The 14,314-nt window shown below is 54.1% G+C and carries 11 protein-coding genes; all 11 read right to left on the reverse strand.

Features of this window, described 5'->3' with window-relative positions; translation table 11 throughout:
• Positions 1–17: 17 nt before the first annotated feature.
• A complete protein-coding gene (gene tssH, locus BSZ31_RS03540) occupies positions 18–2,684 on the reverse strand; it encodes a type VI secretion system ATPase TssH (protein WP_105027585.1) in 2,667 nt (888 codons plus the stop codon).
• Entirely contained in the window at positions 2,681–3,685 is a 1,005-nt protein-coding gene (gene tssG / locus BSZ31_RS03545) for a type VI secretion system baseplate subunit TssG (protein ID WP_105027586.1), read from the reverse strand. The genes tssH and tssG overlap by 4 nt, the downstream gene beginning before the upstream one ends.
• A gap of 14 nt (positions 3,686–3,699) precedes the next feature.
• Positions 3,700–5,556, reverse strand: coding sequence for a type VI secretion system baseplate subunit TssF (gene tssF / locus BSZ31_RS03550; protein ID WP_105027587.1), 1,857 nt, complete (start codon positions 5,554–5,556; stop codon positions 3,700–3,702).
• 20 nt (positions 5,557–5,576) lie between these two features.
• Entirely contained in the window at positions 5,577–6,080 is a 504-nt protein-coding gene (tssE, locus tag BSZ31_RS03555) for a type VI secretion system baseplate subunit TssE (RefSeq protein ID WP_206018541.1), read from the reverse strand.
• Complete coding sequence (locus BSZ31_RS03560) at positions 6,073–6,555, reverse strand: type VI secretion system tube protein Hcp (RefSeq protein WP_105027588.1); 483 nt, start codon at positions 6,553–6,555, stop codon at positions 6,073–6,075. Before BSZ31_RS03560 ends, tssE begins: the two co-directional genes overlap by 8 nt.
• Before the next feature lie 20 nt (positions 6,556–6,575).
• Positions 6,576–7,058 carry a type VI secretion system tube protein Hcp gene (locus tag BSZ31_RS03565; protein ID WP_105027589.1) on the reverse strand — a complete coding sequence of 161 codons (483 nt, stop codon included), beginning with the start codon at positions 7,056–7,058 and terminating at the stop codon, positions 6,576–6,578.
• A gap of 39 nt (positions 7,059–7,097) precedes the next feature.
• The gene (tssC, locus tag BSZ31_RS03570) at positions 7,098–8,588 is read right to left on the reverse strand and encodes a type VI secretion system contractile sheath large subunit (RefSeq protein WP_105027590.1); all 1,491 of its coding nucleotides are present in this window, start codon (positions 8,586–8,588) and stop codon (positions 7,098–7,100) included.
• Positions 8,589–8,590: 2 nt separating this feature from the next.
• A complete protein-coding gene (tssB, locus tag BSZ31_RS03575; protein ID WP_105027591.1) occupies positions 8,591–9,103 on the reverse strand; it encodes a type VI secretion system contractile sheath small subunit in 513 nt (170 codons plus the stop codon).
• 45 nt (positions 9,104–9,148) lie between these two features.
• A complete protein-coding gene (locus tag BSZ31_RS03580; protein ID WP_105027592.1) occupies positions 9,149–10,240 on the reverse strand; it encodes an ImpA family type VI secretion system protein in 1,092 nt (363 codons plus the stop codon).
• Between the two features lie 81 nt (positions 10,241–10,321).
• A complete protein-coding gene (gorA, locus tag BSZ31_RS03585) occupies positions 10,322–11,683 on the reverse strand; it encodes a glutathione-disulfide reductase (RefSeq protein ID WP_105027593.1) in 1,362 nt (453 codons plus the stop codon).
• 422 nt (positions 11,684–12,105) lie between these two features.
• Complete coding sequence (locus tag BSZ31_RS03590; RefSeq protein ID WP_105027594.1) at positions 12,106–14,253, reverse strand: FAD-dependent oxidoreductase; 2,148 nt, start codon at positions 14,251–14,253, stop codon at positions 12,106–12,108.
• Positions 14,254–14,314: the final 61 nt, after the last annotated feature.

Genomic DNA, 14,314 nt, shown 5'->3' on the forward strand with positions numbered 1-14,314 from the left:
GTTTTATTGTGGTCGTTTTAGTCGTACTGATACGTGAACTCGTGGCCATCTGTGCTGATACTCAATGTGCTGACTGATTTGCCCAGCAGCGTGGCCTGCAACAATTGACGGCTCACTGTGGGCAACAAAGTGTTGCTCAAAATGGTGCCCACCATGCGCCCGCCCGATTCAACCTCGTTGCAACGGGCCACAATGCGTTCAATCACCGACGGGTCAATTTGAACCACCATTCGGTGTGTAGAAGCAATGCGTTGCTGAATGCGGCTTAACTGCAAGCGAACGATGTTGGCCAGCATGTCACTGGAAAGCGGGTAATACGGCACCACTTCCAGCCGCCCCAACAAGGCAGGTGGAAACACTTGCAACATGGGTGCACGCAGGGCCTTCACAAGTTCCTCGGGTTCAGGCATTTCTCCGGCGTGCAAACCCGCTTTGCAAAGCGCCATTAATTCAGGGGTGCCCACATTCGTGGTCAACAATATCAGGGTGTTGCGAAAATCAATTCGGCGTCCTTCGCCGTCCTCCATCCAGCCTTTGTCAAACACCTGAAAAAACAGCTCGTGCACATCGGGGTGGGCTTTCTCGACTTCATCCAGCAACACCACACTGTAGGGCTTGCGGCGCACGGCCTCGGTCAACACACCGCCTTCACCATACCCCACGTAACCGGGTGGTGCGCCTTTCAGTGAAGACACTGTGTGCGCCTCCTGGTATTCACTCATATTGATGGTGACCACATTGTGCTCGCCGCCGTACAGGTTCTCGGCCAGGGCCAAAGCAGTTTCAGTTTTCCCCACGCCCGAAGTGCCCGCCAGCATGAACACACCCACCGGTTTGTTCGGGTCATCCAGCCCGGCGCGACTGGTTTGAATTCGACGCGCAATCGTTTCCAGCGCATGCGGCTGGCCCACAATGCGTGCACCCAGCGCGCCACTCAGGTTCAGCACGTTTTCAATTTCATTGCGCACCATGCGCCCAACGGGAATACCTGTCCAGTCGGCCACCACGGCCGCCACGCACTGCGCATCCACCTGTGGGTGAATCATGGGTGTTTCGCCTTGCAGCGCCTTGATCTCGCATTCCAGCGCCTTCAATTGCTCAAGATTGGCCAATGCCTGCCCACTGCTAGTTTCATTGGCATCTGTTCGATCAACGGCACGGCGCAAAGTCAGCAGGGAATCCAGAACCCGCTTTTCCTCTTGCCATTGCGATTGCAACTTCTCCAATTCCTCGGTCAGCCTGATCGATGCTTCTTCAATTTCACCAATCCGTGCTGCATGCTCACGCCCAAATGCTGCTTCCTTTTCAATCGCCTGTCGCTCAACACGCAAAGCAGTCAACCGTTTGTGAACCGACTCGATTGGTGCAGGTGTGGCGTGCTGGGAAACAGCCACGCGTGCGCATGCGGTGTCGAGCAGACTGATCGCCTTGTCTGGCAACTGCCGCGCGGGAATGTAACGGTGTGACAAACGCACCGCCGCCTGCACTGCTTCATCAAGCAGCCAAACCCCATGGTGCACCTGCATGGCCACGGCCAAACCGCGCAGCATGTCGATAGCCCTGGCCTCGCAAGGCTCATCCACCTGCACCACCTGAAAACGCCGCGTCAGTGCCGGGTCTTTTTCGATGTATTTTTTGTACTCTGCCCAGGTTGTCGCCCCTATGGTTCGAAGCGTGCCACGCGCCAAGGCGGGCTTGAGCAAATTGGCGGCATCACCGGTGCCCTGATTGCCACCAGCACCCACCAAGGTGTGCACCTCATCGATGAACAAAATGGTGCTTTGCTCGCTGGCCTGAATTTCATCAATCACCTGGCGTAGCCGCTGTTCGAACTCGCCTTTCATGGAAGCACCGGCCTGCAACAAACCCAGGTCGAGAGTTAATATTCGCACTCCTTGCAAAGCGGGTGGTACATCACCAGCCACCACCTGCAAGGCAAACCCTTCAACCACCGCAGTTTTGCCCACACCCGCTTCACCGGTAATCAGGGGGTTGTTTTGGCGCCGGCGCAGCAAAATATCGACAATCTGCCTCACCTCCAGTTCACGACCACACACCGGGTCTATTTCGCCGTTGCGTGCTTTGTCGGTCAGGTCCACGGTGTAGCACGTCAAGGCCTCTTCACCGCCCAGCTGGGCAGCAGGCATGGCTCCGCTGGCCTGCCCGGGCAGTGCACCCGGTGGCACGTCGGCAGTCAACAAAGACTGCTCGGCGGAGTTTGCCACCAGTTGTGCAAAGTTTTCACTGAGCGCGGCTTCAGGAATCTGTTTGAAGCGGGGTGAAATTTTCAGCAGTTCATGCAACAGAAAATCGGTTTTCAGCAAAGCCACCAACACATGGCCTGTGCGTACTTTCTGTGCGCCAAACATGAGTGAGCCATAAACCCACGCCCTTTCTACGGCATTGGTCACATGCTCTGACAAATCGGAAATACCTTGCGCACCGCCGGGCTGACGCTCAAGTGCGCGCTGCACGTCGGCAAGTACGGCGCTTGCATCCAGCTCAAAATGCCGAAGAATGTGATGCCAGTCGCTGTCATCTTGTTGAAGAATTTGCGCAACCCAGTGCACCAATTGCACATAGGGATTGCCTCGCAGTTTGCACAGCACAGTGGCGCCTTCAACCGATTTGAATGCAATGGGATTTAATTTGGCAAACAGCGAAACACGGCTGATATTGCTCATGCTGAACTCCGGGACAATGAAGAATAGGTGGGAACCGCAGGACATTTCATGCGAACGGTGGTCGGCTGTTGCGCGCGTTTGTGCAGCTGTAGTTCACCCAGCCATGCCGTGCGCCCCAACTGGGCTGTGCCGTCAAGGCAAGCTTGCGGAATTTTGTCAGGGCTGATTTGAAGTGCAAATTCACAATCAAATTCAAGCCCCAGGTAGGCATGGGCTGCCTGCACAAGGCGCTTGCGGCCTTCGGTGGCGGGCAACAGTTGTTGGTAAGCGCTGTAGGCCATGGGACCAATATCAATTTTTATTTTGCTTTGCGCACACCACACCCTGCTGCCAAGCATGGCCCCACGCCCAAGCACTTGTGGGGCAGCCTGCACAGGCAATTGCAGCCATTGCGCCTGAAAGGGAAAAATTTGCACCGGCAAACCAGTCAAGGCCGACAGGCTGTTGGCCAGGCCTTCCTGTGTTTTGCTTCGCCGGGTGAAGTGCGCTGCCAGACTGGCGCGAAAATGAGTGGGCAAGGCCTCGCGCCCCCAGCTGGATGATGCACCATGGCCCACCAAACTATTCAAATGCTGCGCAAACGGATTGAACGTTTTGCGGTGATAGGCAATATGTGGCTGCGACTCGGCCCATGCCCTGTAAAACAACAAATAAGCCCGATGGTGAAAGATATCCAGAAACTCGGCGAATGTGGGGTCATTCCACTGGTGAATCCGCGTGTAGGCATGTTCTGTGTAATGCAGTGGCAAGGCGCCATTGGGGCCCAACAAACCGAAATTCTGGATGTACAACTTTGGAATCGCACCCAAACGCCCAGCCACAATGGTGTCTTCGCGTTTGAAATCTTGCGTGGCGAAATCAAGGTAGGGACGCTGCCCCAAACGCACAGGGTCATCACGCAGACGCAATGATTTTCCAAGCAAAGGCTTGCCCGAATGGGCATGTTCAATTTGCCGCAGCAAGGCAAAAAAATTCAGGGCAGGTGGTTTGAGCGCGCTCATTTGTACAAGCCCTGCTACAGCAAAGGCCGGTTGCCCGACCGTGCAGGAAAATCAAACACTGCACCCGTGCTGTGCAGGCATACCCGGGTTTGCACAAATGAATTCACCGACACATGGCTTGCAAGGTAGAAGGCCAGCACACTGCCCAGCACCAGGGCACCAGTGCCCTGCAAGGCCAGTTCATCCAGTGTGAGCGTAACCAGCAAGCCACGCACCACAGCCGGCCTGCCTTGACGGACAACACGCGACACCAGTGGTTGCGACTCAACTGCCAGAATGGCCCTGGCCATGTGTTGATGAGCCTGCTGCGCAGGGTCGGCGTGCAAGGCCAAAAGCTGCCCCAAAGCCAGGGCATCTTGATCGATCAAGCCAAGGTAGTTCAGTGACAAGTGCTCGATCAACTGCCAGCAACTTTGCCCGCCATACATGGCCGCCTTTGGACGGCTGGGGCCGCGCAAAAAGCGAATGGAGTGAACGGGCAAGTTGCCAGGCCAGGCCAGGTCTGTGGGCCCTTGCCCCACGGGCATTAGCAAGGGCAAATCCCGATTGGTACACAAAGCCTTCACCGCCAGCTGTTCAAGCCCATGTGTTTGAATGAGTTCACCAGTGGGCAAGGTAAGGCCAAGATAAACATCACTGCCTGAGTACGAGGAACGACCACCCTCGCGCACTTGTTTTTCTGACAGCAAAGTGGGCACACGCCGGTGTACGAATCTGGGGGTCTCACAATCGTTATGGGTGTTGGCTTGGGTCGACACCGCATACAAAGGCGGCAATTCCTGCACCTTGTTTTGTCCATACCCCTGCACGCCCAGCACCGAGTGCACTTCAAAATCGTGTGGCTTGCTGCGATTGGGCTGCACTTGCACTTCATGCAAACGTTCATCCAGCAACACGCGGTCGCAATTCTGTTCAAACAAATTGACCACAGGGGTGCAATTCAAGGCCAATGAATCCACTCCCACCACACGGTCTAGCTCGGTATTTGGCTCGGCAAAACAGAAGGCCAGCTGAAATGTGGAATGCTGGCAACTGGCGAGAAAACGCCTTAAACCTTGAACACGGAAAAACAGAAATCGGGCCGGAAACGCAAAAAACTCCTGCAACAAACGCATGCCACTGAACTGGTTTGAATGGACCGGGAGCAGTGCCTCGGAATCATCAAGCCCCAAAGCAGCAACACACGGAAGAGGTAACCATTTCCAATCGACTTGTTCAGGTGCACGAATGCCAACCGAGACAGTTTGATGACACAACCTTTCAAGGAGTGCGTAGGCGTATTCATCACCACAACTGACATGAAAATCGAGTTCATCCAATGGCAGTTGGGACAATGCAGAGTGCGTTGAATTCTCGATGGTGACCAGCAAAGCTGACCGTGGCTGCTTGCCACCCCGCATGGTTGGCACATGGGCCTTGAAAGGGCCGTGTTCAATGGCCTGAATGACCAAGGGCCACAAGGTTAAACTGTGCCCAACCCTGAACTTGCAGGGCGTGTTGATGCCCTTGGCCACCTGGCTTTGCAGCACGGTGCCGGCTGAAAGTGAAATGCCTTTTTTCAGGGCAACATCGCTGTGATTGGGATTGAGTTGCACCACCCCCATGGCGGGCACAGGGGCTAAAAAATTCGGGCTGATGCAGTTGAGCAATTGCTCGGTAAACCGCGGAAACTCCTCGTTCAAGCGAAGCTGAACCCGGGCAGTCAGAAAAGCAAAACCCTCCAGCAATCTTTCAACATAGGGGTCTTGTACCTCGGTTGCATCCATCGACAGGCGCGACGCAATTTTAGGAAAGCGCGCAGCGAACTCGGCACCCGTGTCGCGCACGTGAGCAAGCTCCTGAATATAAAACTGAAGTAAACGCGGGTCCATGCTGCTTCGATGCCCGCGGCTCAGAAACCTGAGAGCGGCAACAACAGCACCTTGCCGGTTTCAAGATCCACTTCAGTGCGCAACATCAATTCGATTGGGTAGGGCTGAGCCCACAACAAACCGGAAATACGCAGGCCAATCACATTGTGCAAATGCATCAAACCTTGTTGGGTTTCCGCCGTTACTTTCAATGAACTTCCATCGATTCGCGGTTCGAACCGCCGAATAAGATTGGCCACGGTTCGTTCAAAATCTTTGACATCGATCATGGACGCAATTTTTCCCGCCACCGGGGGCATGCCATAAGCCAGCACAGACTCATTCAATTGCGGCTGACCCTCAAGACACTTGCTGTCAAGAACACGGGTTGCATTCAGCAACTGTTCGAGATCGCGCAGCACCAGCTGACGCAGCGCTTCTTTGGTAATGAAGCGACTATTGGCAGATTCAGTTTGAATGGCGGGCTCGTCATCCTGAAGACGATCCAGCAAGGCTGGTTGCAGCGCGTCCCGAGACTTACTCATACACGTCAATGTAAGTGCAGGCACCTGCCTTTAAATTGGCTGCCGACTTGGGGGTATACACCACTTCGATTTCCTTGAATGCAATCGAAAATGACTCCCCGACCTGTCGGCCATCGCTTGCACTGCCTGTGATTTCATAATCGCAAATACGCGCCTTGCGCAAAGTTATACGGAGGTAATCAATGGTTGCAAGGCCACCAGGGTCGCGACAAGTGAGCACCACTTTGCTCAGCAGCTCTGCAGATTTCAAGGCACTCATGATTGCGGTGGTCGAGCTGTCGATCGCCTTTTGCACGCTCAATGTACGCACCGAGGCTTTGGATGCAAGTTGCGATGATGAATGGACTTGCTGGGACATGCCCCAAGACCAACCGGCGATTTCTATTTCACCCACATGACCACTGACCTGGCTTTCCCCTTGGATGGCCCCTTGGCGGGAACCATCCAGGGCCAGGAACATATCGACTTTCGACATTGTGTTTCCTGGCTGTCCGATTACTTCTCGGAGTTGGTTGCAATATTGAATGTGGCCTCAACCTTGCCTTCGGGGCCACCGTCTTTCTTCTGTGGCACGTACACATAGCTGAACTCGGCAAAGTTCAAAGTCACGGTTTCTGTCAGGCGGTCTTCACCACCAGAGCCACCCTGGCTTACGTTGGAGATGATGACGTCTTTCATCGTCAGCACAACATATTCCAGTGGTTTTTCACCTGCCTTGCGCACGGTCAGAATGGCTTCGTCGAAATGCTTGCCGTTGCAACATGCCTTGATCAGGTTTGGCGTTGCCTTGTCAATGTACTTGGTGAAGCTGATGTCCTGCACGCTGACTTTGCCTGCACCACCACCACGGCCCACATGGGTTGTGCCCGACTGGGACATGCCCCAGCTCCAGGCAGCAATATCGATCTCTTTGGCATGTACGCTGTCTACGGATTCGCCATCTACACCCTTGATTTTCAAAAACATGTCTACGGACATTTGATTCCCTCTGTAATTGGTTGATTAATAGTTCAAGTTTTAAGACGCTTTGGCGGATGGCAACTTGCTGACCAAACGCAAAGACACGGTGAGGCCCTCTAGCTGGTAGTGCGGGCGCAAATAGAATCGTGAGGCGTACATGCCGGGGTTGCCCTCTATTTCCTCAACAACCACTTCGGCTGCGGCAAGCGGACGAGAGGCTTTAACCGCCTCGGAGGAATTTGCGGGATCGCCGTCCACGTATTGCATGATCCAGTCTTGCAACCAGCGCTGCATGTCGGCGCGTTCCTTGAATGAACCCACTTTGTCGCGCACGATGCACTTCAGGTAATGCGCAAAACGACAGGTGGCAAACAGGTATGGAAGACGGGCAGCCAATTTCGCATTGGCTGTTGCGTCCGGATCTTCGTACTCGGCAGGTTTGTGCAAAGACTGCGCACCAATGAAGGCTGCCAGATCACTGTTCTTTTTGTGAATCAGCGGCAAGAAACCGCTTTTGCTAAGCTCAGCCTCACGACGATCGGAAATGGCGATTTCAGTGGGGCACTTCATGTCCACTCCACCATCGTCAGTGGGGAAGGTGTGCGTGGGCAGGTTGGGTACTGCGCCGCCCGATTCAATGCCGCGAATGCGTGAGCACCAGCCGTACTCCTTGAATGATCGGTTGATGTTCACCGCCATGGCATAAGCCGAGTTGGCCCACGTGTAGCGGCTGTGATCGGCCAGACCCGTGTCTTCTTCAAAAGCGAATTCCTCCACTGGGTTGGTTTTTGCACCGTAGGGCTGACGGGCCAGAAAACGTGGCATGGTCAAGCCGAGGTATTTGGAGTCGTCTGCGTCGCGCAAGCTGCGCCAAGCGGCATAGTCGGGTGTGGAAAAAATTTTGGTCAGGTCGCGTGGATTGGCAAGTTCTTGCCAGGAGTCCATTTGCAAAGTGGCCGGGGACACTGCCGACAAGAACGGGGCATGTGCAGAGGCGCTGATTTTCGCGAGTTCGCCCAGCATTTCCACATCGGGAGGTGAGTGATCGAAGTAGTAATCGCCAATTAGGCAGCCATAAGGTTCACCACCGAACTGACCATATTCATGCTCGTAAATTTTCTTGAACACCGGGCTTTGATCCCAAGCCACACCCTTGTACCGTTTCAAGGTTTTGGCCAATTCGGTTTTGGACACATTCATGAAACGAATTTTCAAGAATTCATCGGTTTCAGTGTTGTTGACCAGGTAATTGAGGCCGCGCCAGGCACTTTCCATTTGCTGGAAATCGGCATGATGAATAATTTCATTGATTTGTACGGAAAGCTTTTGATCGATCGCGGCGATCATTCGCTCGATGGAATCAACCACATCGTCGCCCACCAGCTCCACCCCTTCAAGCGCCTGCTGCGCCAGGGTAAGCACCGCGGACTCTACTTCAGACCTGGCCTCATCGGTTTTCGGTTTGAATTCTTTTTGCAACAGGGAAGACAGTTCACTGCCCTCAAGTTCGATGACATCAAGCGCATGATTTTGGCGTTGTTCAGACATGATTACTCACCTTCAGGGGAGGTTGATTCAACAGGCTTGACGCTGGTTGACAGGCTTTTCAGCAAGGCAGGGTCAGCCAGCAGTTTTGCCAGCAACTCTTCAGCACCATTTTTGCCATCCATGTAAGTGAGCAGGTTGGACAGTTGCTGGCGTGCCTCCAGCAACTTGCGCAGAGGTTCTACTTTTCGCGCTATCGCCGCAGGGCTGAAATCGTCCATGGATTCAAAAGTGATATCGACCGCCACATTGCCTTCGCCGGTGAGGTGGTTGGGCGCATGGAAGGCAACGCGCGGCTTGATGCTTTTCATGCGTGCATCAAAGTTGTCGACATCCACTTCCAGGAAATCACGCTCGGCCACCGGTGCCAATGGCACCTCGGATTTGCCGGACAAGTCGGACATGACCCCCATGACAAAAGGCAGCTGTACCTTTTTCTGTGAACCGTACACTTCAACGTCATACTCAATTTGTACGCGGGGTGCACGATTGCGCCCCACAAATTTTTGTCCGCTCATTGATCAATCTCGCAAGTAAGAAGAATGGGTAAACGCAGGGCGACTTTAAGCATCTTCCTGCTCGAGAGAATCGGGATTGACTCCCATGATTTTTGCCACCTCGGCCAAGGCCTCTGGTGCAAGGTCTTTCATCAACTGCATGAAGTTTTTGTCGATCAGGCGACGCGCCCGTTTCAAGAGAAGCTGCGCCGGGTTGGTCGGCTCGGCATGCTCAAGGTAGGCACACACTTGATCAATGGCCGCCAAAGCTTGCGCACGGGAATGAATTCCTGCCGAAACCATTGAGGGCGCGGGCTTGCTTGAATTACAGCTTGAATCGAACAAAGTACTGTGTGGCACAGCCGCTGGGTTTTGTTCCATTTGGGGTTCGGGCAGGCAGGACAGCACATGGTTCAGCAACACACCGAATTCGGAAAGTTGCGGCAACCGATCCGCTTCGACATGTTGGGCCAGCGCGGCGAGAATTCTGTTCAAGTAAAGCTGGCTGCTCAACAACATGGCACGCAAGGCTTCAGCCTTGCCTTCCGGTGACCGAAAGAACAGCTCGATTTGCTCGCGAGACACGGGCACTTCAGTGCCAGGAGAATTGCCAGTGAGCGCTTCGAAGTCTTTTAGGCGAACGTCGCCAATTCGCGGATTTCCAACCACGACACAATTGCGCAGGGATTGAAAAAATGAGCCGCCGAATCCAAGCCCTTCAATGACGTTGATGCGGGCATAGGGATCGCCATCATCGAGAGGCGGATTGACGACAGACCATGCCGTTTCGAGCAGGCTGGCCAGCGCACCTAAACTTTCGGGCAGGGTTTGCAAACCACCCAGATTCAAACGCGATTCGGCCCACAACACCACCAAGCGCAAATCTCGACTGCGCTCCAGCAATTGCACGGCACCGGTTTCTACAGCACTCCAGTCGGGTGGTGTTGCTGCTTCAAACTGGGTTTCTGGCTTGCCTCGGGCTGCTTGTTGCAGTTCAAGAAATGCGTTGTCGTATTCAAGATTGGGGCCACAGTCACCCTGCACAAAGGGTGCCGCCCAGGAAGGTGCAAGCAATGCCTCTGGTTCAACTGATGTTGCCGGGGTTGATGAAAATTGAGAAGCTGACACGTTGCGCAGAGGCCCTAATGGTAAAACCATGCGGGACTCTAGCAACGGAATTTGAAGTTGGCGATGGGTCTAACCTGAGCACCATCACCACATGTAGTGATCGAGTGATGTCTATCCGACTTTGCGGGTCAGTTCACGCAACAACACCCACTCCTCCGCAGAGCTTGGATGAACGGCAATGGTGCGATCAAAATCGGCTTTGGTCGCACCCATGGTGTACAACACGCCCAGAAGCTGGATCATCTCGGGGGCATCGTCTCCAAGCATGTGAATACCCACTACTCGGTCAGTGACATCATCGATCAGCAACTTCATGTAGGTTTTCTGTTCACCGCCCGAGAACTTGGTTTTCATGGGCGTGAACTCTGTTTCATACACACGGGTGGGTGCGCGCTTGGCAGCCTGTTCTTCGGTCAAGCCAACACTGCCAATGGGCGGTGAGGTGAAAGTGGCTGTGGGCACGCTGCTGTGATCCACCCAGAGATTTTTCCCGTTGAACTCATTTTCAGCCAGTGCGCGCCCTTCTGCGATGGCCACAGGTGTCAGGTTCACACGGTTGGTGACATCGCCCACGGCATACACACCTTTAATGCCAGTGTGGCTGTATTTGTTCACTTCAATTTCACCGGCAGGCCCCGTACGCAGGCCAATGTTTTCGAGTCCCAAGCCTTGCGTGTTGGGGCTGCGACCTGTGGCATTCAATACAAAATCAAACGTGTGCGCTCCTGCTGCGGTTTGCAATTCAAACGAGGCTCCTTGTTGGCCAAGCGATTTGAAATCGGTGTCGGGAAACAATTGAATGCCTTGCAGTTTCATGGCGGTGACCAAGCGATTTCGAATGCCTTCATCGAAACCGCGCAAGGGCAAGTCACCACGATAGAACACCGAGACCTCAGAACCGAGGCCGCGCAATATGCATGCAAATTCGAGCGCGATATAACCTGCGCCAATCACACCCACACGTTTGGGCAACGTAGAAAGATCAAGCAGTTCATTCGAGGTTGCGGCAAGCTCAAGCCCCGGAAACGCGCTGCGATTGGGAGCCGCGCCACTGGCGATCAAAATTCGCTGGGTGTTTAATACCCGATCGCCCACTTGAACTTCTGTGGTGGATTTGATCACACCATGACCGCGTATGGTTTCAACCCCACTGTTTTCAAGCATGCGGGCGTAGATGCCTTCGAGCCGGTCAATTTCCTTGCCTTTGGCTTCTTGCCATTGGGCCATTGAGAATTCTGCTTGTGCTACTTGCCAGCCGGGCTGCAAACCTTCTCGCAGGGTTTGACCAAACTGTGCGGCATACATCATGAGTTTTTTGGGCACACAACCGCGAATAACACAGGTACCACCCAGCCGGCTGGATTCGATGAGTGCGACTTTGGCGCCATAGCTGGCCGCGCGGCGGGCGCTGGCCACTCCGCCTGAACCACCGCCGATGACGACGAGATCGTAAGGTGCGTTGGGTGTGCTCATTGAATTCTCCTTGGCGCTGCATTGAAGGTTTATTGTACCGCGAGGAGCTTGGGGCGATCTTCGCGAGTGACCTTTGCGCGGGTTACTTGTGTCGCACTGAACTGGCTTATTGGGAACTGAACTTGAAGGGTCACCGCTGCAGTTTCTGGCCCAATCGGCGGCGGTGTTTCGATCGCCTCGCCTTCAAGAAAACCTGCCCTTGCGTGCCGAGCAGGGCCGGTGTTGCCTAGCATGGGCAACAGAGAACGGACCCGACCCGCTTTTTTGGAGGGCCGTTCTCAGGCATCGCGAGGCTCAGCAAGGGATCAACAGGTTTTCTGGCGAGAGATCGGAACCCAAGCCGAGTGGGCGATCAAGAAGCGCCGAGAGATTGAAACCCCAGCAGATCGGACTAAACAAACCAGCGACTGAACAAACCTGGATCAGCCCAACCGCCACGCATGGTACTTGCCCAACCACAGCAGCACTTTCTCCGGCGCATGCGCCCGCTTCCATTCACCCGCAGCGTATTTGTTGGCCTCAGCCAATGTGGGGTAGGTGTGAATAGTGCCCAGAATTTTGTTCAAACCCAAACCATGTTTCATGGCCAAAACGAATTCAGCCAACAAATCGCCTGCATGCACTCCGGCAATGGTCACACCCAGAATTTTGTCCTTGCCCGGCACGGTCAACACCTTCACCACACCGTGTGCATCGCTGTCGGCAATCGCGCGGTCCAGGTCGTCAATGCCATAGCGTGTTAACTCGTAGGCAACGCCCTGCTCTTTGGCATCCTGTTCATTCAAACCCACGCGTGCCACTTCAGGATCAGTAAAAGTGGTCCAGGGAATGACTGAATAATCGGCCTTGAATTTTTTAAGATGGCCGAACAATGCATTCACTGAGGCATACCACGCTTGGTGCGCAGCCACGTGGGTGAATTGATAGGGACCTGCCACATCGCCTGCTGCAAAAATATTGGGGTACAGGGTTTCAAGGTATTCGTTGGTGACCACAGTGCGGTTGGTTTCAATGCCCAGTTTTTCAAGGCCATAACCGGTCAGGCGTGCTTTGCGACCCACTGCGCAAATCACATCGTCAAATTCAATTTCAACGGTGTTGCCTTGGTGTTCGGTGACCAATACTTTTTGATCGCCTCTGCGCTCAAACCGAACGGCTTTGTGTTGGGTCAAAATATTCACGCCATCGGCGCGCATGCTGTCCATGGCCATGGCGGAAATTTCCGGGTCTTCGCGCACCATGATTCGATCGCCCAATTCAACCTGGGTTACTTGTGAGCCCAAACGTGCAAAGGCTTGAGCCAATTCGCTGCCAATGGGGCCACCGCCCAGCACCACCAAACGTTTGGGCAGGTCGTCGCGTTTTTCGAATTCGTCCCACAAGGTGTCGCTGGTCAGGTAACCACTGGTTTCAATACCGGGCAAAGGTGGCACCACCGGTTGGGCGCCAGCAGCAATCACAATGCTGCGGGTGGTCAAGCGGCTGGTTTCACCGCTGTTGTGTTTGATTTCAACTGTCCAGGGATCGACAATGGTTGCATAGCCTTGAATCACATCCACTCCAAGGCCGGTGTAGCGTTCTACGCTGTCGTGCGGCTCAATGGCTTTGATGATGTCGTGCACACGGGCCATGACCGCCTTGAAGCTGAAGCTGGGCGTGGCTGCATGCAAACCATATTTGTCGGCATGGCGCATTTGGTGAGCCAGCTTTGCACTTTTAATGATGGCCTTGGAAGGCACGCAACCAAAGTTCAGGCAATCGCCGCCCATTTTGTGGGCTTCAACCAGGGTCACTTTAGCCTTCACTGCGGCAGCAATGTAAGAGCTCACCAAACCCGCCGCACCCGCCCCGATCACCACCATGTTGCGATCAAATTTCACAGGCTTGGTCCATTGGGCATACACCTTCCGAGCCTTGATTTTGTCGGTCACTTTTTTTGCGATCAACGGGAATATGCCCAGCAACACGAATGAAAGAATAAGGCCAGGTGAAAGAATGCCGGCAAGGCTGTCAATTTTTGCAAGTTCGGTACCGGCATTCACGTACACCACGGTGCCTGCAAACATGCCAAGCTGGCTGACCCAGAAAAAGGTGAAAGCCTTCATGCTGGTCAAACCCATGAGCAGGTTGATCAGAAAGAATGGGAACACGGGCACCAAGCGCAGTGTGAACAAGTAAAAAGCGCCCTCTTTTTCAACGCCCTCATTGATCGCTTTCAGGCGGGTACCAAACTTGGCTTGCACAGAATCGCGCAGCAGGTAACGTGCACCGACAAAAGCGAGCGTGGCACCGATGGTGGATGCAAACGACACCAGAATCAACCCTTGCAGCAAACCAAACAAGGCACCTGCGGCCAAGGTCATGACTGCAGCACCCGGAATTGAAAACGCGGTGACCAACACATAGGCTGCGAAGAATACGCCGGCGACCAGCCAAGGCGATTCGGTTTGAAATTCGCGGAACTGCTCAAGGCGACTTTTAAGGCTGTCGAGTGTCAGCAAACTGTGAAGGTCGAAAGCAAACACCGCCACAACAGATGCAACAATGAGCAGCAGAACAATTTTCTTCATTTCAATTCCTTGGTTTTTCTACGCAGTGTGTTGCCAATAATGCATGGTCTGGGCAAGTTGT

This window comes from Limnobacter sp. SAORIC-690, from assembly GCF_002954425.1.
GTDB lineage: Bacteria > Pseudomonadota > Gammaproteobacteria > Burkholderiales > Burkholderiaceae_B > Limnobacter > Limnobacter profundi.